This window comes from Streptomyces sp. Ag109_G2-15 (assembly GCF_900215565.1).
In the GTDB taxonomy this organism is placed as follows: domain Bacteria; phylum Actinomycetota; class Actinomycetes; order Streptomycetales; family Streptomycetaceae; genus Streptomyces; species Streptomyces diastatochromogenes.
In genome coordinates, this window is record NZ_OCNI01000002.1 from 1,787,798 (window position 1) to 1,811,478 (window position 23,681).

Annotated in this window: 20 protein-coding genes; 12 read left to right on the forward strand and 8 right to left on the reverse strand. The window is 65.7% G+C overall.

The window, feature by feature from the left end; translation table 11 throughout:
- Positions 1 to 59 precede the first annotated feature (59 nt).
- A complete protein-coding gene (locus tag CRP49_RS44375) occupies positions 60 to 3,107 on the forward strand; it encodes a pPIWI_RE module domain-containing protein (RefSeq protein ID WP_097258991.1) in 3,048 nt (1,015 codons plus the stop codon).
- Between the two features lie 411 nt (positions 3,108 to 3,518).
- Positions 3,519 to 4,327, forward strand: a protein-coding gene (locus tag CRP49_RS44380) for an IS5 family transposase (RefSeq protein WP_097259349.1) whose coding sequence is annotated in 2 segments (ribosomal slippage) — positions 3,519 to 3,858 and positions 3,858 to 4,327 — 810 coding nt in all. Because the reading frame shifts where the segments join, the coding sequence is not laid out codon by codon here.
- A 576-nt stretch (positions 4,328 to 4,903) separates the two neighbouring features.
- Here the strand turns inward: CRP49_RS44380 and CRP49_RS44385 are convergent.
- Together CRP49_RS44385 and pglX are read right to left on the reverse strand one after the other, a co-directional pair.
- On the reverse strand, positions 4,904 to 5,857 hold the full coding sequence (locus tag CRP49_RS44385; protein WP_257033840.1) for a hypothetical protein: 954 nt from the start codon (positions 5,855 to 5,857) through the stop codon (positions 4,904 to 4,906).
- 349 nt (positions 5,858 to 6,206) lie between these two features.
- Positions 6,207 to 9,788 carry a BREX-2 system adenine-specific DNA-methyltransferase PglX gene (gene pglX, locus CRP49_RS44390; protein WP_257033841.1) on the reverse strand — a complete coding sequence of 1,194 codons (3,582 nt, stop codon included), beginning with the start codon at positions 9,786 to 9,788 and terminating at the stop codon, positions 6,207 to 6,209.
- 293 nt (positions 9,789 to 10,081) lie between these two features.
- Here pglX and CRP49_RS44395 point away from each other — a divergent pair, with 293 nt between their 5' ends.
- From CRP49_RS44395 to CRP49_RS49500, 3 genes are all read left to right on the forward strand, one after another.
- Positions 10,082 to 11,497, forward strand: coding sequence for an AAA family ATPase (locus tag CRP49_RS44395; RefSeq protein WP_097258993.1), 1,416 nt, complete (start codon positions 10,082 to 10,084; stop codon positions 11,495 to 11,497).
- A complete protein-coding gene (locus CRP49_RS44400) occupies positions 11,494 to 12,132 on the forward strand; it encodes a DUF4276 family protein (RefSeq protein WP_097258994.1) in 639 nt (212 codons plus the stop codon). Before CRP49_RS44395 ends, CRP49_RS44400 begins: the two co-directional genes overlap by 4 nt.
- Positions 12,133 to 12,718: 586 nt before the next feature.
- Entirely contained in the window at positions 12,719 to 13,153 is a 435-nt protein-coding gene (locus tag CRP49_RS49500; RefSeq protein WP_373560448.1) for an NUDIX hydrolase, read from the forward strand.
- A 24-nt stretch (positions 13,154 to 13,177) separates the two neighbouring features.
- On the opposite strand, the gene CRP49_RS44405 is transcribed toward CRP49_RS49500, so the two are convergent.
- Positions 13,178 to 13,480 (reverse strand): IclR family transcriptional regulator C-terminal domain-containing protein, encoded by a 303-nt coding sequence (locus CRP49_RS44405; RefSeq protein ID WP_097258995.1) that lies wholly within the window; start codon positions 13,478 to 13,480, stop codon positions 13,178 to 13,180.
- On the opposite strand from CRP49_RS44405, the gene CRP49_RS44410 reads away from it, so the two are divergent.
- The 3 genes from CRP49_RS44410 (at position 13,479) to CRP49_RS46660 (ending at position 17,438) form a co-directional block, all read left to right on the forward strand.
- On the forward strand, positions 13,479 to 14,159 hold the full coding sequence (locus CRP49_RS44410) for a hypothetical protein (RefSeq protein ID WP_097258996.1): 681 nt from the start codon (positions 13,479 to 13,481) through the stop codon (positions 14,157 to 14,159). The genes CRP49_RS44405 and CRP49_RS44410 overlap by 2 nt on opposite strands.
- Positions 14,156 to 16,057 carry a hypothetical protein gene (locus CRP49_RS44415; RefSeq protein WP_143670112.1) on the forward strand — a complete coding sequence of 634 codons (1,902 nt, stop codon included), beginning with the start codon at positions 14,156 to 14,158 and terminating at the stop codon, positions 16,055 to 16,057. The genes CRP49_RS44410 and CRP49_RS44415 overlap by 4 nt, the downstream gene beginning before the upstream one ends.
- A gap of 832 nt (positions 16,058 to 16,889) precedes the next feature.
- On the forward strand, positions 16,890 to 17,438 hold the full coding sequence (locus tag CRP49_RS46660; protein ID WP_143670113.1) for a hypothetical protein: 549 nt from the start codon (positions 16,890 to 16,892) through the stop codon (positions 17,436 to 17,438).
- A 198-nt stretch (positions 17,439 to 17,636) separates the two neighbouring features.
- Here the strand turns inward: CRP49_RS46660 and CRP49_RS44420 are convergent, their stop codons facing one another.
- From CRP49_RS44420 to CRP49_RS44435, 4 genes are read right to left on the reverse strand one after another with little or no spacing between them, the layout of a single operon-like run.
- Positions 17,637 to 17,822 carry a DUF397 domain-containing protein gene (locus CRP49_RS44420; RefSeq protein ID WP_097258998.1) on the reverse strand — a complete coding sequence of 62 codons (186 nt, stop codon included), beginning with the start codon at positions 17,820 to 17,822 and terminating at the stop codon, positions 17,637 to 17,639.
- Between the two features lie 12 nt (positions 17,823 to 17,834).
- The gene (locus tag CRP49_RS44425) at positions 17,835 to 18,689 is read right to left on the reverse strand and encodes a helix-turn-helix transcriptional regulator (RefSeq protein WP_179852049.1); all 855 of its coding nucleotides are present in this window, start codon (positions 18,687 to 18,689) and stop codon (positions 17,835 to 17,837) included.
- Between the two features lie 7 nt (positions 18,690 to 18,696).
- Positions 18,697 to 19,221 carry a DUF6879 family protein gene (locus CRP49_RS44430; protein WP_097259000.1) on the reverse strand — a complete coding sequence of 175 codons (525 nt, stop codon included), beginning with the start codon at positions 19,219 to 19,221 and terminating at the stop codon, positions 18,697 to 18,699.
- Entirely contained in the window at positions 19,181 to 19,600 is a 420-nt protein-coding gene (locus tag CRP49_RS44435) for a hypothetical protein (protein WP_097259001.1), read from the reverse strand. The genes CRP49_RS44430 and CRP49_RS44435 overlap by 41 nt, the downstream gene beginning before the upstream one ends.
- 183 nt (positions 19,601 to 19,783) lie before the next feature.
- Between CRP49_RS44435 and CRP49_RS44440 the strand changes: the two genes are divergently transcribed.
- From CRP49_RS44440 to CRP49_RS44455, 4 genes are all read left to right on the forward strand, one after another.
- Positions 19,784 to 20,161 carry a hypothetical protein gene (locus tag CRP49_RS44440; RefSeq protein WP_143670114.1) on the forward strand — a complete coding sequence of 126 codons (378 nt, stop codon included), beginning with the start codon at positions 19,784 to 19,786 and terminating at the stop codon, positions 20,159 to 20,161.
- 17 nt (positions 20,162 to 20,178) lie between these two features.
- Positions 20,179 to 20,391 carry a hypothetical protein gene (locus CRP49_RS44445; RefSeq protein WP_143670115.1) on the forward strand — a complete coding sequence of 71 codons (213 nt, stop codon included), beginning with the start codon at positions 20,179 to 20,181 and terminating at the stop codon, positions 20,389 to 20,391.
- A gap of 330 nt (positions 20,392 to 20,721) precedes the next feature.
- The gene (locus CRP49_RS44450) at positions 20,722 to 21,159 is read left to right on the forward strand and encodes a hypothetical protein (RefSeq protein WP_097259004.1); all 438 of its coding nucleotides are present in this window, start codon (positions 20,722 to 20,724) and stop codon (positions 21,157 to 21,159) included.
- A 78-nt stretch (positions 21,160 to 21,237) separates the two neighbouring features.
- Positions 21,238 to 21,666, forward strand: a complete 429-nt coding sequence (locus tag CRP49_RS44455; RefSeq protein ID WP_097259005.1) for a hypothetical protein — start codon at positions 21,238 to 21,240, stop codon at positions 21,664 to 21,666.
- A gap of 357 nt (positions 21,667 to 22,023) precedes the next feature.
- Here CRP49_RS44455 and CRP49_RS44460 read toward each other — a convergent pair whose 3' ends face one another.
- On the reverse strand, positions 22,024 to 23,409 hold the full coding sequence (locus CRP49_RS44460) for a DUF3987 domain-containing protein (protein WP_097259006.1): 1,386 nt from the start codon (positions 23,407 to 23,409) through the stop codon (positions 22,024 to 22,026).
- Positions 23,410 to 23,681: the final 272 nt, after the last annotated feature.

Below are 23,681 nucleotides of genomic sequence, written 5' to 3' on the forward strand. Positions count from 1 at the left end.
GCAGCACTGTTAGCGGGCAACCGCACCCGCCACGTACGGACATCGCAGGGAGAACCGACATGTACAAGAACATCCGCCGATCCGCGTACCACCTGGCCGAGGAGGGCACCCCCTGGACCGAGGACTTCCACGCACTCCCTTTCCCCGAACACTGGCACGCCGGACTCCTCGAACTGCACAACCACGGGCGGGACGAGGAGAAGCGGCAGCCGACGCTGCCCACCCGCCGACTCGACGGTGTGCTCCAGACCCTCGCCCCCGACGTGATCGTCCGCCCCCGGCCGCGGATCCCCGTGGAACCGGGGCCGCAGGCCGCCGAGGACTTCTGGATGTATGTACCGGCCTCGGCGCCCGACCCCCTCCCGGGCCGTTCCATGCAGCAACTCCTCGACGCCTGGCTGCGTACCCTCGGTCCCAAGGACTCCGCACAGGATCCCCGGTTCCGCTCGCTGTTGCTCGCGAGCAGCACCGAGCTGAAGCAGAACCTGCCCGAGTGGCAGCCGGTCAGCGGCGTCGAACTCCTCACCACCCCGACCACCCGGGGTGGCACTGCCGCCCCGGAACCGCGCCAGTTCCAACTCGCCACCGACGCCCTGGCACGCCGCATCCTGACCCTCGCCCCCTTCCCGTTCGAGGGCGGGGAGCTGCGGCTCCGGGCGCTGCCCCGCGGACCTCGCGACCAGGGCGCGGAACTCATGTCGCAGCCCCTGGGCCGGACCGTCAAACGCAAGGAGTGGTGGTTCTCCGTCCTTCTGAACATCTCCCTGCACACCACGCCGTTCGACCCTAGGCCGCGCCTCCACCTGCATTGGGGTGTACGCCGCTGGGCGACCCACCCTCGGACCACCACCAAACGCCTCAACCTGCCCTACCGGGAGGCCACTACCGTCTACCTGCGGCCCACCATCCCCTGGCTGCCCGGCGCACCGGCCACCGAACGCTACGCACTGGCACGCCTGCGCCGCGACCGGGCCGCCGACACTTTCGTCTGGTCGGAGAACGACACCGCCGGCATCCTGCGCGGACTCAGCCTCGCCGGCAACTTTCCCGACCCCGAACAGCTCCTCACCGAACCGGTCTCCTGGATCGGCGAAGGCCGTGGCGTCCGAGCCGCCGTGGTCCACAGCACCAGGATGGGCAATCACGAGATCGGCCCCGGCTTCATGCCCAACCAGCGGGCCCAGCTCACCGAATGGGCCGAGCAAGCCCTCCCTGAAACACTGGCCCGGGTACCCGACCTCACGCGCGGACGCGGGAAGGGCATCGGCGCGCCGCAGAACCGGCGGCCCAAGCCCAGGACCGACGAGGCCAAGAAAGCCGAGCTGCTGCGCGAGACCCAGGCACGCCGCGTGGCACTCGCGGCGCAGGCCCGGATCGCCTCCCACGGCCCGGAACAGGCCAGCCCGCCCGTGGTGGAGGCCCGGCTGCTATGGCAGTCGCCCGAGGTACGCAGCGAGGCAGTGAAACAGTTCGCCAAGGCACTGGGCCTCGACGGCGACGGCGGCGCCAGTGCCGCCCACGTCACGGACCGGAACTTCGACGAGGCCACGCCCGGAGCACCGGTCGTCCTGGAGTGGCGGACGGCGGAGGTCACACTCCGGCTGCGCTGCCTGCCCCTCGCCGACGGACTGGGCGACCGGCTCGTGCCCGACGCGGCGGTCAAGGGCAAAGGCGCGGCGCTCGCGGCGGCCGTCGCCGAACGGCGCCGCGCCCTGCGCGCCTGGCTCCGCGCGGACGGCGCGGACCCCTCCCGCCCCGAACTCGCCCTCGTGGAAGTCGCACACCGCAGCACGTTCCGCCCAGCGTCGACGGACCCCAAGTTCGCCATCCGCCTCGGGTGCGCCGACGCGGGCCTGCTGACTCAGTTCGTCGTCACCCCGTCCATCGACCGGCAGATCGACAATGCGGAGAGCCTCGACCACCGCACGTGCAGCTCGTGGCTCGACGGACTGCGCCAGCTCGGCGTCCGCGTCCTGCCCCAGCACACCCTCGGTGACGATCTTCCGGACTCGCTGCAATACGCGGCGGTGTGGATGGTGAAACGTCGCAAGGACGGCCCGACCCGGTTGCCCAAGCACCTGCCTGTGGCCGTTCTCGTCACCCCGCTCCCGGCCGGGGAAGGCCTCGCAGCCGTACGCGGCTGGGATGACACCGCGGGGGAATGGGTGCCCTATCCGCAGTTCCTCCTCGGTCTGGTGAAACAGGCGGAGATCGACCCCGAAGCGTTCACGGAACCCGGGACTCCAGACGATGACGCACGTCCCGATGCCCCTAGGGTCACCGGCAAGCAGTGGCGCAGCAACCTCGCCCAACAGCGCAGGGAGACCGCGGCATTCCTCCAACGCGTGCTGCACTCCCTCCGAGGGCAACCCACCGCACTGATCACCCACGCTCAGAACAGCCGACTGCACTGGCCATGGCTCCAGGACGGCCAGACCGAACGCGATCTGATCAAGACCGGCCACGCCCCGGCAGGACGACTGGACGACGAACTGCGCCTCGTACGTGTGCGCGGATGCGGCGGTCGCGAGAGCGCCCAGTGGTGGGGGCTGGCCGACCCGGGCAAGCCCCACGGACAGCCGGCCGGCTTCTGGGCACAGGATCCCCAGCAGCGGTACGGGGACGGGGCTTCGTCGCGCGAGCGGGTCTTCTACAGCACTACCGAACGCCCCGGAACCCATGCGATCTCCCCCGCACTCGACCGCCTCGCCACCCGGGTCAACGCGGCAGGCAACCTCACCTCGCAGGCGGGTACCAGCGCCTGGAACCCGACCCTGGTGGAGATCGCGGTACTGGGCTGCCACGAAGACGACGACTCCGCGGCCCCCGTACTGGAAAAGCCCGACGACCCCGAGGCGCTGGCCCTCGCCATGCACCAGCTCCGCCAGGCCCCGGACTACGCCGCCGCCCTGTCTCTCCCCCTCCCCCTCCACCTCGCGGGGCTGGCCCAGGCATACGTCCTCCCGACACTCGCCGACGGCGAACGGACTTCGAACGAGGACTCGGACGCACCTGCTGGAAACCAGAGCATGGAGGACCCAGATCTCGCCGACGCGGCCGGACTGTCCACGACGCCGGACGACGAGGCCGAGGCTGCCCACGGCTGAGGACGGGATCGACACATGCGCACCGGTATCCCCAGGACCTGTGTCCTAAGAGACCAACCACAGCCCCTCACGCTCCCTTCTGTGCTTGTGTGCGCGGTCCAGCGGAGGAACGCGGAGCCCTGGAGCGACCGTGACCGGTTCGGGTCTGGCCGCGACGTCGGCCACGTCGCCATGGGTCCACCTCGCCGCCGGCGCGGTCAGGCCGTTCTCCTCGCTCATCCCACCATGTCCACCCGGCCGGATCACCCCGACAAGCTTTACCAACGAGTACCTCGGGGCTGCTTCCGGGGCGATACGACAAAGATGGTCGAGCAGTTCTAAAAGATGGTCGAGCAGTTCTAACTGATCGTTTCAGAATGAGTTTCGCTCACTGGCTTGGCAGTTGGGCTGGTGGGCGGCAGAGTTCTGCGGGTGTCGGATGATCTTGTGCCTGATGATCTGTGGGATCGTGTCGCTCCGCTGCTCTCGCCTCGCCCGCCGCGGCGTCGGCGGTATCCGGGCCGGCTGCCGGCGGATGACCGTGCAGCTCTGCGCGGGATCGTCTACGTGCTGCGCACGGGTATGACCTGGGCGGACGTGCCGACCGAGACGATCGGCTGCAGCGGAGTGACGTGCTGGCGGCGCCTGCGGGACTGGACCGGAGCCGGCGTCTGGCCCCGCCTGCACGAGATCCTCCTCGCGGAACTCCGCAAGGCCGGACTGTTGGACATGGAGGACGCCGCGGTCGACGGCTCGCACATCCGGGCCCTGAAAGGGGGGCTCACACCGGACCTTCGCCGGTCGACCGCGGCCGCCGGGGCAGCAAGCACCATCTGATCACCGACCGGCACGGAACACCCCTCGCGGTGTCGTTGACCAGCGGAAACCGCCACGACGTCACCCAGCTCATCCCCCTGCTGGAAGCGATACCCCGCATCCGCGGCCTGGTGGGCAGACCACGCCACCGGCCACGGCGGGTGTTCGCCGACCGCGGCTACGACTACGACAAGTACCGGCGGCTCCTCCGCGCTCGCGGCATCACGCCGAAGATCGCCCGCAAGGGCACCGCCCACGGATCCGGCCTGGGCAGGACCAGGTGGGTCGTCGAGCGCACCTTCGCCTGGCTCCACCAGTTCAAACGCCTGCGGATCCGCTACGAGATACGAGCAGACCTCCACCTCGGACTGCTCCAACTCGCCTGCAGCATCATCTGCTTGAGACGACTCCGAACCTCATTCTGAAATGATCAGTAAGACCCCGGCTCGACTACGCGAGCTGGGGCAGCCGCCGCCTTCTCCTGCGCCTGCCCGCCACCCTGCTCACGACCAAGGCAGCCGCCCCCTACGCGCTGGAGGAATCGCTGCGCGTGTGGCCCGCTCCCAGAACTCGATCCTGCGGCCAAGCGACATCGGCCTCCCGCTTCAACTGGACGACCGTCTGGATCACCAGCCGCCCGCCCCCGACCGGCGGCTTCACTCGTTCCCATGCTCCGCGTCCCCCGCCAGGGACTCGAACCGCAATCGCCGACGATCTACCGATTTGGCCGGGAAGCTGCTCGATCACCAGCTGCCCGCTCTTGACCAAGCACTGCCCATCTCATGCTCTGGATCACCCGCCCAGGGCCCCCTACTGGCCAGGGTGGAGAGCCCTGAGACAAAACCCCGTGCACCGCGGCCGGCGTGCACATCGCGTGCACGACCACGCGGGAACTCCCAGGAAACCGCAGATACGGGCCGGAACTGCGGCAGCATGCCCTGACCAGGAAGTTTCCCCTGGTCAGAGCCCCAATGGCAGACGAGTCGGGCTGTATGCCGGGTTCAGTTGGTCCCGGCGTTGTATCGGTGGTCGCCGAAGAATCCGATGACGAGCTGACCGCTCCTGTTGGTGTCGTCGAGATAGTGCAGTCGCGGCGCAGGAGGAGCACCGTCGCCGATGCGAATGTGCTCGAGCATCAGGGCCTTACCTGAGGGGTCGATGTACTCAGGGACGCGGAGGGTTCGTTGCGTCTTGCCTCGGGGGCTGCTGCTGGCGGTCTGTCCCTCACTGAGAATCACCTTGTCCTCAGCCAGTAGCGGGAGCGGCTGGCTCGTGCAGTACGCCTTAAGGTTGGCCAGCTCGGGGCCGGCCCTGCCACCACGCGCCTGAGCAAGGTCCTTGGTCTCGGCGTAGACCTGCATGGTGGCCAGCGTTGCCGCCAGACGGCCACGCCAGTGCGGGGCCTTCTGGTGGTGCTCCAGCTTCTTGGCCTCATCCATATCTGCAGTGATGACGAGCGAGGAGCAGTGCCGCTGTGCTTGTTCGAGCACGCCTCGGAAGGTGGACGCATGCAGCCGTGCCTTCAACGCCTCCGCGTCCCCCGGCGACTGCTCGTCCTCCCTCCGGCGAGGCTGCAGCCGGGCAATAGCGGCATCGCGCGCCCGCAACGCCGCGTCCCGCTCCTTCGTTGCAGTGTCCAGCAACTCAGCGAACGCGTCTCGGTCCTTCTCCGTTACCTCAAGCCGCGTCTGAAGTTCGGATACCTCAGGTGGCGAGGGAAGACTCGCCGCTGCTTGTACCAGGTCAGGAATCATGGAGTTGAGCTTCGCTTCGAGGTCCGGCCCTTCATCAAGCAGCTTGGAGCAGGCCCTCAACCGCGCCTCGACCTCACGACGCCGACCGCGCTCCATCTCGGCGAGCCGCTGGTACTTGTCTGCTTCCTTCCTGTAGTGCTCGACCAGCTTCTTGGCTGCGTCGGCGGCCTCCTTGCCTACTTCGACGGTCTCTTCCAGCACGCGACCCACTTGGGCGCAAGATTCTTCGTCGCGGGCCCTATCTGCTGCCGGGCCGAACGGACTGATGGATATCGACCTCACCCCCCCAAGTCTCAAAGCCAAAATGAGCATAGGGGTAGTGCGAGTGCCGAGCAGCGTGCGCTGCAAGCAGTCCACAGGTGGGCTACCTGCAGCCACCGCCGCGCGAGTCGATCCCACTTCAGCCTGGCAGGCTGTGATATGTGAGAGCCTGGGCACGGACCCGGTCACGCCGCGGGTTCGGCCCAGGCTTCACCGCTCATGTGTGTCGTCAGTGAACCGTTTCTCGTTGCCTCTCAAGGGTGAGGCAACGCTGAAGACGCTCAATCGGTCAATTCCTCTTCGAAGTGGCTTTCCGCGGCCGCCAAGAGACCAAGTCGTGGGTGCTGAGCCCAAAGGCGGTGCGCAGGTCGTCGAGCTCGTGTTGGTACGTCTCGGGGTGAACGAGGTTTGGGCGTGGCTCTGTCAGCGCCTCCCATTGGCGAACCCAAGGCATCAGTTCCTGGATGCCGGCAAGCAGGGGAGCGATCTGGTCGACGCTCGACTGAGGCTGGTTCTGGAGCATGCCGACCAGATCCAGCAGCACTCGGACCCTGTCTGTATAACTCCAGCCGGACCAGCCGACCAGCAGGCTGTCCCCCGCAGCAACTGCACCCGGGTAGGAGACGAAGCGTTCCCGAGGAATGTCAAGGCTGCCTCTGAGGGACCAGTACGAGGCATGCCGGAAGTCGGCGGCACTGAACTTCGGTGGCACGGGGATACCCAGAGCCTGTCCTGTCCTGTCCTCGCTGCGCTGCAGTTGCCACACCTGCTCCCACTGAGCGCGTTTGCGCAGTCCCGACTCCTTGTACCTCAGCGCAGCCACGTAGGGCACATGCTCATCGGCCAGGATCGCCGCGAGCACATCACGGAGCGTCGCGCCCCGCCTCTTGAGGTGGGAGGACGCATACAGCGCGGCCGCGGAACGCACCGCGGTATCGGCACCGAGATCCCGTGCGAGCTGGTCGATGGTCCGGGGACGCGGGCGCCTGACGCCGTTCCTGTGTTCAAACCAGAGTCGGTCGTCCTCGCAGCGGTCGAGCAGCCAGGTACGTAGCGCTAGTTCCTCGCGGCGCTCCCATGGCTCCGACAACCACCGCCGCTTGTACTCCGGGCGCTCGACAATGGCGATCCCGCGATGGGATTCAATGGCGTCGATTCTGGCCTGCACGACCTCTTTGTAAGCAGCGGGCCAGTGCTGCGGGATCTCGGTGATCAGTGTTGCTCTGTGACTCTCGAACCAGAAGTTCCTCACGGACCATGAGTCCGAAGCCTCACCGGCGGCGATTCTGCGTGCGAGCACGATTTCGAAGGCACGCTCGCCTAGCCGCAGCGGAGGCGGTGGAAAATCAAGGGGGGTGGTCAGGCGTGCCTGCTCATCGTCGGACAACAGTCCGTAGGTGCCATAGACCTCCCAGTCCAGCTCCTCCTGAAGGGCAATCAACTGACTGTGTGTCTTTTCATGGGCGACCCTGGCCGCGTCCAAGGCGGTTCGGACAGGCGGATGCTCTTGTGAGCAGATGGTGCTCGGTTCGTGGGCATCAAGCTCCTGGGCCAGGGCATGCAGATCCCGCGCGCGGGCGAGTGGACTACTAGTCGGCAGCGGAAGCCGCGAGAGGGCCGCCGGAGTAAAACGATAGACACGTGCCCAGTCCTCACCGGGCGCGGAGACGCCCGACCCGTCGGCGCCGACGGCGAAGCTGGTCTGCTTGAGCCAGAAGCAGACCGTCGAGGAGTTGAGCACCCCCAGCAGCGCGATGTACTCGTCCTCGTCAGCGGCGGGGGACAGTCTCAGTACGGGCGCGGTCCTGCTGAGCACCCGTCCGCCGCGCTCCAAGGCGAAGCGATTGTGCGTGGCGACGGATGCGAACGTGATCGCCGACCCCCGATGAGCACCGTGAGACCAGTGCCTCCAGGCCCACCAAGGTCCACCTCCGGTCCTGGATGATTCCCGCGCCCCGGGCGCTGCTCGAAGGACCTGTTGCATCGTCCAGAGGTGCCGTCCCCACGAACTGCTGACATCCAGAGGGAGCAGTGTGTCGTCATCGTCGTAGGGGGCCAGTACGTCCGTCGCCACCCCCGCACGCCAGTCGCCCACCGTCTCGCCGGTCACCATGCCGCGGGCCAGCCGGGCCGAGTCCGGGTGGCGGAGGAACCAGGGCCGACCGAGGGCGAAGACGTCTCGCTGTCCAGGATCCGAGACAACGCCCACCCGGCCGGCGAGGAGGTCGGCCAATCGCTGGGGAGCCTGCGAGAGAAGGTCCATGAGGTCCACGCCCCCGCCGCCCGTCATTGTCCACGGGAAGCGGAAGAAACGCTGCAGTGGTTCGTTCTGAACGCTCACCCATTCCGAGATGCTGCCGGGCTGGTCGATCTGGTCGAGGATCGATTTCCATACGATCCCCTGGGCCGGATGCATCGGCCGCGCCGGCTCACCGCGCACACCGAGGACTGAACGCACGGGGGCGTCATGCATGGTCGGATCGTTCCGGCCGATCAGGATCAGGGTAGGGGTCCCATGGCCCGGAGAATAGACGCCAGAGGTGTCGATGACATGGGTCAGGGCAACACGTGGAAAGAACTCACCGATCAGCTTCTCGCCAAATTCACGCCTCGTGAAGGAACTCGATGTGTACTGACCGACGTAACCTCCGGCTGTTCTGCCGGTTTTCCTCAATGCCAACTGGAACATGCGCTCCGCGAAGAGGACCGAGAGCGGGAAAATTCCAGAGGCTACGTCATACGCCTGCCGGTATGCCTCGCTTTTCGCCTTGTCGTGCTCGACGGTGAAAGGAGGCTCTGAAATGACAACGTGATAGGAGTTCCGGCCCAGGAGATCGCATTCCTCGGCGAACTCATCGACGTCCTCCACCGTTCCTGCGCTGTCGCGCTCCTCCTCTGCGAGCAGCCACAACGACGACCCACCAGGCGCACCGCGTCCGTCCAGCAGTGCATCGCCCACCGCCACGTTGATCACGTGCCCCGGCAGCTCGCTCAGCATCCTGCGGCCACTCGCCCGCGCGGCGGCCATGAGTAGCCTGAACCGCGTGATGCTCACGGCAAAGGGGTTCGCGTCGCAGCCGTGGACGGAGTCCAAGGCGCGGTAGACCAGTTCGTCATTGGGGGTTTCAGGCTCCATCGACCGCCAGGCATCCAGAAGTCGCACGAAGAGCCCCAACGGAAACGTTCCTGATCCACAGGCGGGGTCGATCGCACGGAAGCCTCGGGGGCCGAACTCCGCGACAGCCGGATCGACGGTGAGGTCCAAGAGAAATTGCGCGATGAAATCCGGCGTCCGGACCAGCGCGTAGGTTTTTCGGGATGTCTCACTGATATCCTGATACAAGTCCCCAAGGAAGTCGGTATCGAGTTCCGAATCAGTGAAGTCAATTCGAAGGGACCCATCTTCGCCCCGCCGCCTCCAGAATGCGATCAATTCGGCCGCGGCTTGCGGAGACGGCGACAGTTCCCAGAGGGGATTGCGCGCCCTGTCGAAGATGCGGGCCATCGCCACGTGGGATCGCGCCAGGTACCTGAACGCCTCCACCAGCCAGTCCTGGTCATTGGCCCTGGGGTGTTCGGCACGATGGGCGGCCTGCAGGTCCTCCGCCTCCGTTAGCCGCCGTCCCGGACCCGCGATGAAGAGTTGATCGATGAGTCCGTTGTCCTCGCTGAAGCGCACGAACACTGTACCCATCACCCACGCCACCGCAGCCTGGGTGATGCGCTCGTCCCGCCAGGCACCATAGGTGGCGGCTGTGCGACCGGATGCCCGCGCGTGCTCGTACATGGCCCGTAGCCGGTCGCGGTACCGGTCGATGTCGTCACTGCGCTCACGGAGGTCCGCCTCCAGCGCCCGAACCTGTTTGCGCACGCCTGTGACGAGCGCGCCCCTGTCCAGTGAGGACGTCCCCGTATCAGCTCCGCCAATCGGAGGCACAGCGGCGACCTCTCCTCTGTACGTCGTAGACGTCCACGATTCCCTGTCTCGTCGGATACATCCTGCCAGCTCTCCTGCAGGCAAGCCGTCTCCGTCGCCGGTCACCACCGATGCGCCCGGTCGGGCACGGCCTGACGCTCTATCATTCCTGTGCGCACCGGCCCGGCCGCCAGCCGGGCATCACACGTGCCGAGGGCGCGTCGGGGTAGGACCAACGAGGGGGGCATATGCTGACGCGGCTCGAAGTCAGTGGATTCAAGAACCTTCTGGATCTCAGGGTCGAGTTCGGTCCCTTCACCTGCATCGCGGGAGAGAACGGCACGGGGAAGTCGAACGTCTTCGACGCGATCCAGTTCCTGAGCCTGCTCACCGACTTCTCCATGATCGAGGCGGCCCAGACCGTTCGCGGGACCCATGGCACGTTGCACGGTGACGCACGCGACCTCTTCTGGAACGGCTACACCGGTGGCGAGCACTTGATGACGTTCGCTGCAGAGATGATCGTCCCGGGTGAGGTGGAAGACGACTTCGGCAGGCTGGCCGAGCCCACGTCCACATTCCTCCGCTATGAGCTCCACCTCGGATACCAACCTCCCCAGCGCGGGGAGCGGGGCGGGAGGCTAACACTGCGCTACGAGGACCTCAGCCGAATCAGACCCAGCGAGGCCCTGTCGCATCTGCGCTTTCCGCACCGCGCCGCGGACTTCCGCAAGGCCGTGGTCCGCGCTCGTCGCTCGAACGCTCCCTACATCTCCACGTCTCTTGAGACGGGCGACGCCGTCGTCAGCATCCATGCCGACGGCAGCCGCAGAGGCCAGCCGCGTCCGGCACCTGCAAGCCGGGCGCCGCAGACCATGCTCTCCACGATCAACCGAAACGACGACCCGACCATCCTGGCCGCTAGGCGGGAAATGCAGTCCTGGCGCCGGCTGGCCCTCGAACCCTCCGCGCTGCGCACCTCCGACCGCTATACGGACCCCAGTGAAATGCAGCCCGACGGCCTGCACCTGCCTCGGAACCTGGACCGAATCGCGCGGGAGAAGTCCCCAGACGACCCCGCGCGGGTCTACTCGCGAGTCGCCGGGCGCCTATCCGACCTGTCGGGACTGCATGTCAAGACGCTGCACGTAGAGGCCGACGACACTCGTGAGCTGCTGACCATCAAGCTCCACGAGATCGACGGCATGGTATTGCCGGCCCGCAGCCTGTCGGAGGGGACGCTGCGCTTCCTCGCCTTGTGTGTCCTGCTAGAGGACCCGCAGGTACACGGTCTGCTCTGCATGGAAGAGCCGGAGAACGGCATCCATCCGGCCAACCTCTCCGCGATGGTGGACCTGGTCCGTGACTTGGCGGTGGACCCCTCCCTGCCGGTGGACGAGGACAACCCCTTCCGGCAAGTCCTTATCAACACGCACTCGCCGGGCGTCGTGCAACTCGTCGATCCGGCGGACCTGCTGATCGCCGACACCACTACCGTCCCGGGGGCCGATGGCAGAGCCGCGCGTGGTCTGCGACTGCGCCCCCTTGCCGATACGTGGCGCGCTGGCGGCGCCGGAAAGGGCTACGGCACCAAGGCCGACATCCTCGCGTACCTCACAGCCCCGCCCGAGGCCCGGCTGACCCTCGAGGAGAACGCTTCGTGACCGTTCGTGCCCTCTACCTCCACGAGGGGCCCAGTGACACAGGCCTGCGCTTCCACATCGAAGGGATCGCAGGCGAGGTGGGCCGGGAAATCCTCGTGACGGTCCCCGACTTGAACCGCCTACCGAACAAGCCCGGTCACTCGGTCGTGGACAAGCTGCGAGCCGCCCAGCAGCTCAGCGACGGTGGGCATGCGTACGACATCGTCATCATCCACCGTGACTCGGACCGCGAGCGCCCGGATAATCGCCGCAGGGAGATCGCGGAAGCCGTGGCAGCGGTGAGCCCGGACTTGGCACATGTGCCAGTGATCCCCGTGCGTATGCTGGAGGCATGGCTACTGCTCGACCAGTCAGCCATCCGCGAAGTTGCAGGGAACCCCAACGGCAGGACGCCACTTGACCTTCCGAAACCGACACGGGCGGAATCGGTGGCGGACCCCAAGGCACTGCTCAAACAAGCGATCGCCACGGCCAGCGAGGAAAGAGGGCGCGGTCTGCAGAAGCTCCAGAAGCGCTTCCCGGCCAACCGCGCGCGGCTTTTGGAGATGCTGGATCGCGAAGGGCCGGTCAAGCACCTCGCGTCCTGGCAGGCGTTCACGGACGACCTGCGTGAGGTGCTCGGGAGCAGTCGCTGACCTACCGACGCCAGGTGCACTCCTCGCCCCCCGCCCAGCGAACGAAGCTCGCCACCGAGGAGTGGACCGCACGCGTGCAGTAGACGCCGCGCCCTGCCGGGTGCCGCGCGGCACCCGGCAGGCGAGTAGGCCCCTGCCCGTGATCACGTCGGCTCGTACTGTCTTCCCCGTCCGGCCTTCGCCGCCCCTGTCCACCTCAACGGCATTCCGGGACACAAGACCGATCTGAGCCGGCGTTGCTCGCCCGAGCAGACCTTTCCGGGATAGTGAGGCTTCGTTCGTCTCTGTACGAGAGTCACCGCACCGGAATCGTCTGTGCGGCGGGACAGCAGGCCCAGCGTCTGGAGAAGAAAGCTGGCTGCACAATTCTCAGGCAGCGGCCATTGCAGTATCCGTGCGGCTTGTGGGCTGCCCAGGCGCGGATCACATTCACCGCATTGAGCTCCGAGATGAAACTTGCGCCAGCTCAGGATCCGAGTGGCCGGTTAAGCGGCCACATGTCAGGATCGGACTGTGCCTGCTTTCCTGGACGCCGCCGAAAGTTCGAGGTGCCCTACCGTGCCGCCTCCCAGGATTGCGGCGGGTGGTGTTCGTCGCGTTGCTGAGCTCGGACGGGCGGCTCGCTCTGGTGGCAGACGACTTGCCTGGAGCTGTTCCCCGATGGGTGCTCCCTTCAGGATCCGTCCGAGCTGCAGAGTCCTACCGTGAGGCGGCAGCGCGCATACTCCGCGATGCGGTCGGCGCGATGCAGGTGCGCGAGGGCGCTGTTGAAGGATGCCGCTGGGCTCAGGTGCCTGTGCCCGTAGGCCGGAGCCGTCGAGAGGCACACGTGTTCATCTTTCGTCTCGCTGCGGCTGGTGCTCCGCCGGAGCATCTGCCCTGGAGGGGAGCGACACGCTGGACGGGACCTGAACAGTGGCAGGCATTGTGCACACGGTGCGATCTGCCAGATGTGGATGTGCTGTTGACGGGATACCTGGAGGGGTGGATCCCGGACGGGCGGATCACGTTGGGGCCTTGAGTCCTGGCACCTCGGCGCCCGCTGTCACGCTGCCCTGGCGATCGTGGTGGCGGTCTCCTGCAGGGCCGTGGCAATCGCTGGCATGTCCTGTTCACGCAGACGTACGGCGGGTGCGTACACGGAGATCGCGGCGAGCGGTTCCCCGATGCGGTTGCGGATGGCCACGCCTACGCCGTGCAGGTCGTGTGCACTTTCCTCGAGGTCTGCCGCCCATCCCCGGGCTCTAACTTCCTCCAACTTCGAGGCCCAGGGCCTCCCGCTCGAACCCTCGGTGATCCTTGACCAGAGCACCGTCGAACGGTTCATCCTGGTCGGCTGCCGCGACATGGCCGCCAACAGCCGCCGAACCTGCAGCAGCCAGCTGCGCCGGGCCTCCGAAGCACTCCTGCTGGACCAACTCGGACAGCATCCGCCGATCCGGCTGAAGGCCACCGCCGCCCCAGTGGCCCCCTACCCGCCGGCAGTAATCGCCTACTGGCTGATCTGGGCGCAGAGCCTGCCCACCCCCGCCCAGCGGCGCAACGCCTGTCTTCTGTTCTGTCTCGGCCTGGGTTGCGGGCTCGCCGTTGAGGATCTTGTGTACGTTCAGGGGCGGGACATCCTCGCGGGCCCCACCGGCCGGGCACTGGTCAAGGTGCACGGGCGCCGTCCGCGCACTGTCGTATGCCGGTACGCCTACGAGGAACTGCTGCTGGCGGAAGCCGCCCACATCCCGGCAGACGCGTACGCCTTCCGGCCGGACTGGCAGGACCGCACCAGCAAGCACATCGCATCGGACTGGCTGGCCAGGTACCCGCGGATCATCGGCCGTTGTGACGGTGCAGTGCTGCAGACCCAGCGGCTGCGCACGACCTGGCTCGTCGATCTGCTGAATGCAGGTATTCCGCTGAAGGTGGTCCTCAAAGCGTCCGGACTCGGGACCCTGCACAGCCTCTCGCGCTACCTCGTCTTCCTCCGCGACGTGCCCGAAGCGGAGGCATCCGATCTGCTGCGGGGGGCGGCATGAGCAGGAAGAACCCGGAGGACAAACCTTACCGACGTACCGGCCTCGCTTTACGCCCTGCACCGCAGGCCCCCGGCCGTACCCTCAGCGACCGCGTTGTGAGGCAGGTCTTCGACCTCGTGCGCCACAGCGCAGTACTGGAACGCCTTCCCTCCAACGAGCACCGGCCAGGCCCGAAGGGCTTTCCGTTCCGCACAGTGCTGATCGGCCTGATCTTGTCGCAGTACATGGGCAAGAGCGCGAACATCAACGACGCGTGGGAGACGCTCTTCTTCGCCTTGTCTCCAGGGTCCAAAGCCCTCCTTGACGTCCCCGACGTCGACCTGCACATCCGCGAGGGCGCAACCCGAGAAGAAATCGACCGCGTCGCGCACCACCAGTACGCGACGTCGAAGCGCGTCTACCGGTCCTGGTCCTCGATGACCCGGCGCCTCGACCCTGCACCGCACGACCGCCGCAAGCGGCTGTCCCTCAGCGAGGCCAAGAAGATCCGACGGAAGTGGAATGCCCGCGACAACCAGGACACCGTGCGCAACCTGGAGGCCATCGCCCAGGATCTGATTCTCGCTCCGGTGATGGCTTCCTACCAGCGCGGCGACTTCGCTCGGTGGCCCGGCCACATTGCGGTCGACGACACTCCGGTTCCAGTCTGGGGCAAAGAGCCGGACTACCACCAGGATCGGGCCTCGCTTGAGATCACCGCCGGGATGTACGTGAAGGGAGGAACGCAGAAGAAGTCGGGGCCCAGCGGCAAAGCTGCGGCCTCCATGAACACTGGCACCCGGCGCGGCACGGCAGACAAGCCAGTGCCTCGCAAGACCAAGTCGGCACGGGAGAAGAAGGCCAAGGCGCCGGAGAAGAGAGAGTTCCGCTACGCCATGATGGCCGCGTTCCCAGGCCATGGCCATGGCGACCTCGCTGGCGCCTACCCCGCGGTCTGCCTCGGCATGATCCTTCACACCCCGGGCACCGAACCCGGCCCGGCCGCCCTGCGCGCCATCCAGCCGGCCTTCGAACGAGGCCTGGTCAAAGACCTGTTCTGCGCCGACCGGGGCATCACCCAGGCCAAGCCTCACAACCTGCATCTGCAGCTGCTCACGCTCGGCCTCAACGCGGTGAAGCACTACAACGACGACAAGGTCGACCGGCAGGGAGAGTTCCGCGGCATGCAGCTGGTCGGCGGCGAGTTCTACTGCCCGCTGATGCCCACCCCGCTCATCACTGCAGGCGCCACATACATCGACGGCCGCACGGACGAGGAACGCGCCCACGCACTCAACCTGATCCAGTCCCGGAAGGACTACCAGACCAAGATCAAGGAGTACGGGCCCGCAGGGGACCAGCGTCGACAGTGCCCCGCCCTCGGGCCGCACGCCACGGTCACCTGCTACCGCCGGCCCCAGCCACGCCCATCCACCGTCGTCGACCTCGACGCCCCCACTGTCCGTACCCCGGCAGCCCTGCCCACCATCCCCAGGCCCAAGCGGGACACCCCCGTCTACCCCGACATCTGCAGGGGGAAGAGCATCACCGTCCCGGGCACCGTGTTGGCCAAGTGGCGGCAGAAATACCCCCTGTTCACCCCTCTGTGGCAGGAAGCCTGGTCCGGACTGCGCAGTCAGAACGAGGGCGGCAACGGCAACCTCAAGAAGTCCGCCCTCGACAGCATCGACAATCCCCAGCTCCGCCTGCCGCACGGACGCGTCGCACAGACCCTGCTCAATGCCGTCATCATCTTCGTGGCGAACCTCAGAGCCATCCGACATTTCCTCCGTGATCAGAGCATCCAGCCCCGCAAAGCCAGCAGGCAGAGCGCCGCAACCCAACCCGGTGAGCCTTCCGCCCCGCTCCAGGCGCGACCGCTTCCGACCGAGCAGGTCGAGCCTCCGCCACGCGAGTGACACACCTCCGCCGCGCTCCGCCCCCTGAAAACCCCACATGCCTGCGCCACGGCTACCAGCCGTCGCACAGGCATGTCCTGTTTCCGCAGGTGAGAGGCGCAGTACCTGGACCGCCACCGCCTCACCCCCTCGCCGAGCCGATCACGAGGCCTGACGGCCCCAGAAACGACGAAATACCGGTGAGTCACATGACTCGACCGGTAATTCGTGAACGCTTCGGGACGATCTCGTGAACGTCCCACTCTGTGTCCGAGGGGGGACTTGAACTCTCCACTCGGGCACCAGCCCATTAGTTCGCTGACCTGCGAGAACGTACCCTCTGAGCCCCCCTCGGGACTGTGAGGGTTGGTCATGCTCACCTGCTGTTTCTGCCCGTTCCTGGCCGCTGTTGGTCATGCGTTGGTCACGAGGCCAACCGGTCCAGCTCAGGACAGCTTGACACCGACATCTCTTGTGGAGGGGGTTGTACACCCTCACTCAGGGGGACTGCTCTGGGCGCTTCATCAGCAACCAGTAGCTGAGGTGGCTCCTACTACAGCCTCACATCCAGAGCCGCCGGATCAGATCCGGCCGGAAGCCACTGCCCGGAGGCGCGCCCCGGGACCGCTACAGGCGCCCATACGCTCTCCTTCGCGAATGAATGAAATGAGCCCGCCCCGTGGTCGTGGCCGGCCACCCACTTGAACCTGCACTCGCGCAACTCAAGATGCGCCGTTCGGGTGGAAATGCTGTAATGGAACTATTCGCGGATGTGTCCATGACTCCGCGGCGGGCGAGACCATCCGCAGAAGATGAAGCGTTAATAATTGAACGAGAACTTAGAGGATGTCTCATGCCTACTGATCAGCAATTCCAGCAGGCGCATCAGGCATGGGTCGAGCACTTCGCGGATAAACCAGACGCTCCAGGTGGCCCCAGCGGAGCGCCACTCCAAGACGTAAGACGACAAATGCCTTGCAAGAACTGCGGAGTGGCGATGGACCCTATTGCGTGGTGCGTGAACTGCCGCTGGGAGCCTGGGTTAATTCCAGTTGCTCAAATGACGGCTGGCGGATCAACTGGGACGACGTTCGTATCCGAACAGCGACACAAGTTCATGGCTGCATCCATCATGCTGCTTACTTTCGTGAGTATCATAGGCGTATTTGCTGGATTCCGCAGCGGGGCAGGGGTCGTCATAATCAGCCTGATTGGAGTAGTGGCGGGAATCGCCGCATGGAAATACACGCGACTCGGTCGAGTCTGGTGGGGACTTTCCACTCAGAGGAAAATGGCATCCATACCCGCGATAACTGTCGGCGGCTTCTTCGCCATCGTGATGCTGCCTATTACTCTCTTCTTCGTTTTCGTCATATGGCAAGTGTCGACGCGACGGTTCTGATCCCACCTTGCTCGAAGACTGGCCAGCTTACGGCCGTGCCAGTTGGGCTCCGCTCATGGTCGGCGGCTCCCGAGGTGTACTCGACACCGCCGCCGAGCACGAAACGAACAGATTCTGTCGCGAACTCGAAGATCTGAGGCTGTAGTACTCGGCCCCCTCCCCGCATGGGGGCCGGATCCCACAAGTGATGATGCAGTGCTACTGAGACGCCTGCTTCGCCGCCTCGATGAACCGGCTCCAGGAGGCCGGATTGAGACTCAGGTGAGCCCCTTCCCGGTGCTTGGTGTCCCTCACCATCACCCTCTGTGAGTCGTTGTCGGCCACCTCCACGCAGCTGTCGGACTTGGTGTAGGTGCTGGTGCGCCAGTTAGGTTCGATTGTCAAGTTGATCGTCTCCTAGTCGGTTGCCATGCGGTCAAAGTGCTGGATTGCAGCCAGTATCAGGTCCCTGGCGGTCTGCCCGTACACCGCAGCCCGCCTGTGGGACTCGAAGACCCTCATGTAGATGTCGATCTCCCGTGGCTGAGTCACAACCATTTCTGCGGAGAACGTCTCCAACATGACGCGCCTGTCGTCAAACATCACGAAACCGTGCCCGATCCACGTGTTGAGCAGCGCAGAACGAGGGACGATGCCCAGGCTGAGCCGCGGAAGCGCCAGAACGGCCAATAGCCGGTCGAGCTGGGCTCTCATTACCCCGGAGCCACCGTGGTTCGAGTAGAGGGCCTGCTCGCCAAGGAGGACGTTGAAGATCCGGTCGCCCTGGTACAGGTACTGCTGTCGTTCGAGCCGCTTCGCCACGGCGGCTTCCATGTCCCCTGGGGTGTCGTACAGGCGTGACACCTCATCGAAGATGGCCTCGGCGTACTCGGCGGTCTGGAGCGTGCCCCAGACGACGTTCGGTTCCCAGATGCGGAAGACCTTGGTCTTCCTGTAGAGCGGTAGGGACTGCTTTTGGCGTCCTTCAGCCCCGGTCTGGAGCAATCGCCGCCACTCCAACCACAGCTCGTCAATGTGGCGGACCGTCGCGATGAGGTCTTGGACTTCGGCCTCGTGCCCGGTCTTCTCGCACCAGACACGGATGTCGTCCTCGGAAGCGTTCTGCTTGCCGTTCTCGATGCGAGAGACCTTGGATTCCTGCCAACCGGTCGCAGCGGCGAAGGCCCGGCCGCTACTGAATCCCGCGTCCTTGCGGAATCCACGCAGCCGGGCTCCCAACGCCTCTCGTGTCTCTTGTGCTTGGTTGTTCACGGAAGGATCAGGGCTTGTACTCGGGGTGGGGAACGGCGGAGGCCCAGAGCAGATCCCGCACGCGGACGCATTCGGCGACGACAGCAGGGGTGTCGATCAGCTCGTTCCCGATGAACCTTCCGGAGTCGTTGAAGTGCCCCACAGCGATGATCGAGTCATCGAACAGCCACCAGTCATTTCCGCCTACGGGGAAGGTCAACCCCTCGGGCAACTGGTGCCGCGGATACCACCTGACGGACTCGCCGGCCTCCTCGTTGACGTGCGCTGTGACGTACTCCCACTGGATGTACGGAGTGTGCGGTTCGGTGACGACTCGCACCCGACGCATGGTCTTGCCTGCGCCGGTGACGCGCCTTACGAGCTGTGTCCACGGCTCCATGTACGAGTGGTCCAGGGGCTCGCCTCGAAGCCAGCTCGCGTAGGGGCCGTCCTCTACTGGGACTGAGTAGTCGTCCCTCAGCTCCAGATGGAAGGCGCCGTGCTCACAGCTATCAAACAGCTGGTTGCGCTCGGCGCTGGAGATCAGCTCCACGCGGTTCCTCCAGTAGCGCGGTGATCGCGGCCTTGGGGACCTCGACCACGGTTTCATAGTCCGGGATTTCCATCTGTGCCAGTGCCTCGGTGTCGGTCACCTCCTGGCCCTGCACAACGTACGTACCTCCAGGAGTGAGGACCATAAGGGGGTCCTCAAGGCGCTTGAACTCCCCGGAGGGAAGCCCGTCCTTCGTCAGGTGCTCGAACAGCTCGGTGGGCACCTCCACGGCCGTCTCGCCCTCGCGGATGGTGAGCTGCATCAGCAGGTCATTCGCGAAGATCTTCCAGCCCTGGACGAGGTACGTGTCCCGATCCGTGGCGTAGAGGGTCGGGCACTCTCCCCCTTGGGAGTTCTTACCAAGGAACCGTAGCTTCATGGCTGCTCTCCTGTCCGCTGCCTTGCGCCGGATTGCGCGGCCCTCCAAGCGTCGAGCAGGGGTTCTACGCCGTCAATCTTCCGGCTGCAAACTGGCGCAATCTTCTTGGGGGTTGGGCTCTGGCCGCTCTACGGTCATCAGCGAACCCAAACCCGCCCTGGCGGCACCGAGGGGAGACGTGTGGTGGCGAGCGTGACTGACGAATGTGAGATGTCGGAGGCTGAAGCCGCGCGCTTGCCCGTCGACGTGGAGAAGATCACCGAAGTCGTAGACCGGGCGCTTGGGATGAGTATCAGCACATCGAAACGTACGGACATCGACACCAGAGTGGGCCAGTTGACCGGGATGTTGAGCCTGCTCAAGGGCCAGTGCCTCGGCGAGGACGAGGACTCGAACGTCTTGAGGCTCTTGGGCCTGGTGGACAGGCACCTGGCCCTGAACAATCGGCCGACCGCCCGTTCGCAGGCTCACGAGGCGTTCTTCTTCATGCAGGACGCCGCCATGTTCACCAGAGCCCTACTGACGGCCTACATCAAGAAGAACGAGGTCAGCACACCATGAGGGCTGTCCTGCGGTTCATGGACTACGAGACCTTGCGCGACCCCCACGGGGAGATCACCTTCAAGGCCCGCTGCGTCTCCGGGGACGACGAGGAGTGCGGAGCCGAGTCCGATGTGTCCGGCAGCGACGAGGCCGCGAACAAATGGATGGCCGAGCACACTGCCGGGACCGGCCACAAGCGGTTCAAGCGCACCTTCGAGGACTACGCGCTTGTGGAACGCAAGCCGTGACTGCTGTTCGGAAGACGTGGCAACAGGGTCTCTGCTGGCTTTGTCGTAGGACAGACCAGCTCGTGACCTTCATAGGCCCCATCACTGTGAACGGCATCACTGCCCCTGGCTTCGCCTGCGCAGGCTGCTGCAACTGGTCGAAGCAATACATCGATGCCTACACGCGGCAGTACGACGCACGCTCCGCCTCATAGCTCCTCGTCCGTCCGTCGTTCCCCCGTGGCGGACGGGCGAGGTCTAAGACCCCCGCCCTCGACCCTTGGACGTCACAGTCGGGCCGGGGGTGGGTCAGCAAGTGCGCATCAGATCAGAGGAAGAGAGGACTTCCGAATGACTGTGGCACCCGAAAGGCCCGTCTCCCTGCTCCAGGGCAGGGACCTGGTGTCGCCCGAGTTGTTCGAGCGCCTGGTGGACTTCTGCGCCGAGGAGTACGGACACGAGCGCTCGATGGCCGACCGCATCATGAACGAGGCCCTGGCGTTCATCGACGTCATGGGCAAGACCGGGGAGGGCATGTCGCCCTCTCAGGTCGTCGATCCCGGCTGGCACACGTTCATGCTCCACACGGAGGAGTACGCCGCCTTCTGCACGGAGCGGTACGGCCGGTTCATCCACCACGCCCCGAAGAGCCGCTACCGGGACAAGGCCACGATGGTCGACGTCGTGTCCAAGATCCGCGCCCATGGCTTCGAGGTGGACGAGTCCCTGTGGGGCACCAAGGCCGAGTGCAACGAGCCGACGTGCTGCGGCGACGGCCCGTGCTGCTGATGCGGGCCGCTGTCAGTGGCAGCCGCTAGAGTCCGGCCCCCTCACAATCCTGGACTCTAAGTAAAAAAGGGAGTTTTCATGGCAACTGTCGAAGGAACCAAGGGCCGGGGACGGGTAACCGTCTTTTCCATGTTCGGGCCCGTCTTCGGCTATGCGAGCACTCTTGTGGATGACCAACAGGTCGCCTACATCGGTCCGCTCACTCCGGCCGTCAATTGGCGGAAGCTCTGGCAGATGGCCGAGCGCTGCCACAACGACGGAGCCTCGGAGGCCAGGAAGGCCCAGTGGATCGTCTCGCAGGCGTCCCGTGCGTTCATCTGCGGCAGTGACGTTGTCGTGAAGCTCCCCGACGCCGATTGGGAGATGGAGCCTGGTGGTTGGCTCGTGGAGCTTGGCGACTCCTGGTGCAACCAAGACGTATTGGTTACTGGCAACCTCACGGTGCCGGACCTCACCGCCGAGCAGATCGCCCCGAAGTTCACCTACTACCCGCAGTACGCGGGATGACGCCCCGACCACTCTCGCTCTCGCAAAGGTCAAGTGGCCGAGGCGTCTGGCTCCCAGCCACCATCAGATGAAGGGAACACACCAATGAGGGTAGACGTTCCGGCGACCACGCCGGGCCCTGATCCGCCGGGCGGTCCGGCCGGGCCGCAAGGTACCCAGCACAAGCCCCGCTGAGCCGCCCTCGGGGCATCAGCCTCTGAAGGAGTGAATTAGGCTCCATGACTGCCAATGGGACGCCGCCGTGTCCCGGAGCCCAGAAACCCCCCGCAGTTCGGATGCGGGGGGTTCTGCATTGTGACGCCTGCCAGAAGCCAGGACACAGCAGCCGGAGGTGGTACCGGCTGCGGGCTTTGTTTGCTAGAGCAGTGCGCGGAACGGGTTCTCTTCGAGGGGTTCGAGCCGCTGGGTCACGGAAACCGGCGGGCGAACCGACCGCTTCGGTTCCGGCGCAGGCTCCGGGGCACGGTTCGGTTCCGGACGGTAAGCGTCCAGGCGGACGACGGTGGGCCGCCGCGCCTCCCGTTCGGCTGCGGCCGGCATGAGGGCGGGAGAATGGGAGGCCGGTTCTGGCTCGGACTCGGAATCGTCACCGCGGAGTGTGAAAACGGTGGCCGGCCGACCCGTCTTGCCTGACCGTTCTACGGTCACCACAACTTCCGGAAGTGCTCGGACCTCAGCGGCCGTCGCTCCCACATACGGGAGAATCTGCGAGGACGTGGCCGATCCTCCATGAAGTTCGATCCTGGCCCGGACCTTCTCCGCGAGGATGAGCGGCTGACACTTCCTGGTCTTGCTCCCGCTTCCGGTGGCAATGGCCTCCACGGTGTTCATGGCGTATGTGACCAGAGAGGCCGCTGCGTGCAGGTCATCAGAGGTGATCTCAGGGCGCAGGTCAAAGAGCGCGAACAGAGCAGCGATCCGGCGTACTTGCTCATTGCAGCGTGCGGCGAACGGTTTCAGATCTTCCGACTCACGGGCCTTGCTCAACAGGTCCTGTCGGATCGTGTCGGCCACGTCGTACGCTTCGTCGGCCAGGGTGACCGTGCCAACGCGCTGTCCGAACCGGACGGCCCTCGCGAAGAGTTCGCCTGCCTCCGGGATCAGGTGCGCGGGCATGCGCTCCCGTTCGCTCAGCCAGCGGACTTGAGACACGGGCAGGGTCAACAGCCGGTTGTACGATCCGCCGTCGCGGTCGGTCCCTGAGAGGTTCGCTGAAAACTCCTCCGGCGTGATGTGCCCCATGATCGCGACTCGGGGAGCGTCCACCTGGACGGGATCCTTGGCCCTGGACGTGGCGACTGGCGCGCCGTCCCACAGATCACGGAGGACCTGAGAGAGGTTGGCCTGTCTGCGTCCGGCCCGCAGGACACGGGCGTACTCGGTATCGATGATCAGGGCGTGTTCTCCGCAGTCAGCCACGGCCTGAATGAGTCCCGCCCCGCCCACCACACCGTGAATCACGTTGCCAGTCATGAAGGTTCGGTTGGCGTCCCTGGCAATGGACTCGGCGATACCCCACGACTGCCCCTTGCCCTCACCGGTGCCGCCGCACAGCAGGATGTGAAGCATGAGCGGCATGGAACCGGAACCGCGCTGAACTCGGGTCTCCGGCAACATGGCGGAGAACACGCACAGCAGGCCACCGAGCAGACCGACTGGGGACCACTCCACATGGGGAGCAAGGGAGGTCACCATTTCCCTCAGTCGACCGGTGCTCATCGCGCGGAAATCGGGGGTGCTCATGCTGCCTGCGCCTTCTGGGAGTTGGTTTGGTTGCGGAGGGAGACGACGGGGCGCCACCGGCCCCCGTCCTTGGTCTGAAAGTTGGGTTCCTTGGCTGACTTCCTCAGCAGGGGAAGCGCGTCTCCCCCGTCCGCAGGAACGATCACAGAGGTACAGCGGGACACCTTGTCCATCGGGACATGGCGGCGGACAGCGGCCACCGATAGCGGGTCGTTGCTCACGATTCCGGTACGGCGCTTGCCCTTGGGCGTGGTCCAGGTGACCCAGGAACC

Bases quoted from the DNA above. Each gene is read 5' to 3' on its own strand.
- CRP49_RS44455 (WP_097259005.1), top strand. From the start codon at position 21,238: ATGGCAACTGTCGAAGGAACCAAGGGCCGGGGACGGGTAACCGTCTTT.
- CRP49_RS44410 (WP_097258996.1), top strand. From the start codon at position 13,479: ATGGCCGCCAACAGCCGCCGAACCTGCAGCAGCCAGCTGCGCCGGGCC.
- CRP49_RS44405 (WP_097258995.1), bottom strand. From the start codon at position 13,480: ATGTCGCGGCAGCCGACCAGGATGAACCGTTCGACGGTGCTCTGGTCA.
- CRP49_RS44435 (WP_097259001.1), bottom strand. From the start codon at position 19,600: ATGAAGCTACGGTTCCTTGGTAAGAACTCCCAAGGGGGAGAGTGCCCG.
- CRP49_RS44460 (WP_097259006.1), bottom strand. From the start codon at position 23,409: ATGAGCACCCCCGATTTCCGCGCGATGAGCACCGGTCGACTGAGGGAA.
- CRP49_RS44450 (WP_097259004.1), top strand. From the start codon at position 20,722: ATGACTGTGGCACCCGAAAGGCCCGTCTCCCTGCTCCAGGGCAGGGAC.
- CRP49_RS44415 (WP_143670112.1), top strand. From the start codon at position 14,156: ATGAGCAGGAAGAACCCGGAGGACAAACCTTACCGACGTACCGGCCTC.
- CRP49_RS44445 (WP_143670115.1), top strand. From the start codon at position 20,179: ATGGACTACGAGACCTTGCGCGACCCCCACGGGGAGATCACCTTCAAG.
- CRP49_RS44395 (WP_097258993.1), top strand. From the start codon at position 10,082: ATGCTGACGCGGCTCGAAGTCAGTGGATTCAAGAACCTTCTGGATCTC.
- CRP49_RS46660 (WP_143670113.1), top strand. From the start codon at position 16,890: ATGCCTACTGATCAGCAATTCCAGCAGGCGCATCAGGCATGGGTCGAG.
- CRP49_RS44375 (WP_097258991.1), top strand. From the start codon at position 60: ATGTACAAGAACATCCGCCGATCCGCGTACCACCTGGCCGAGGAGGGC.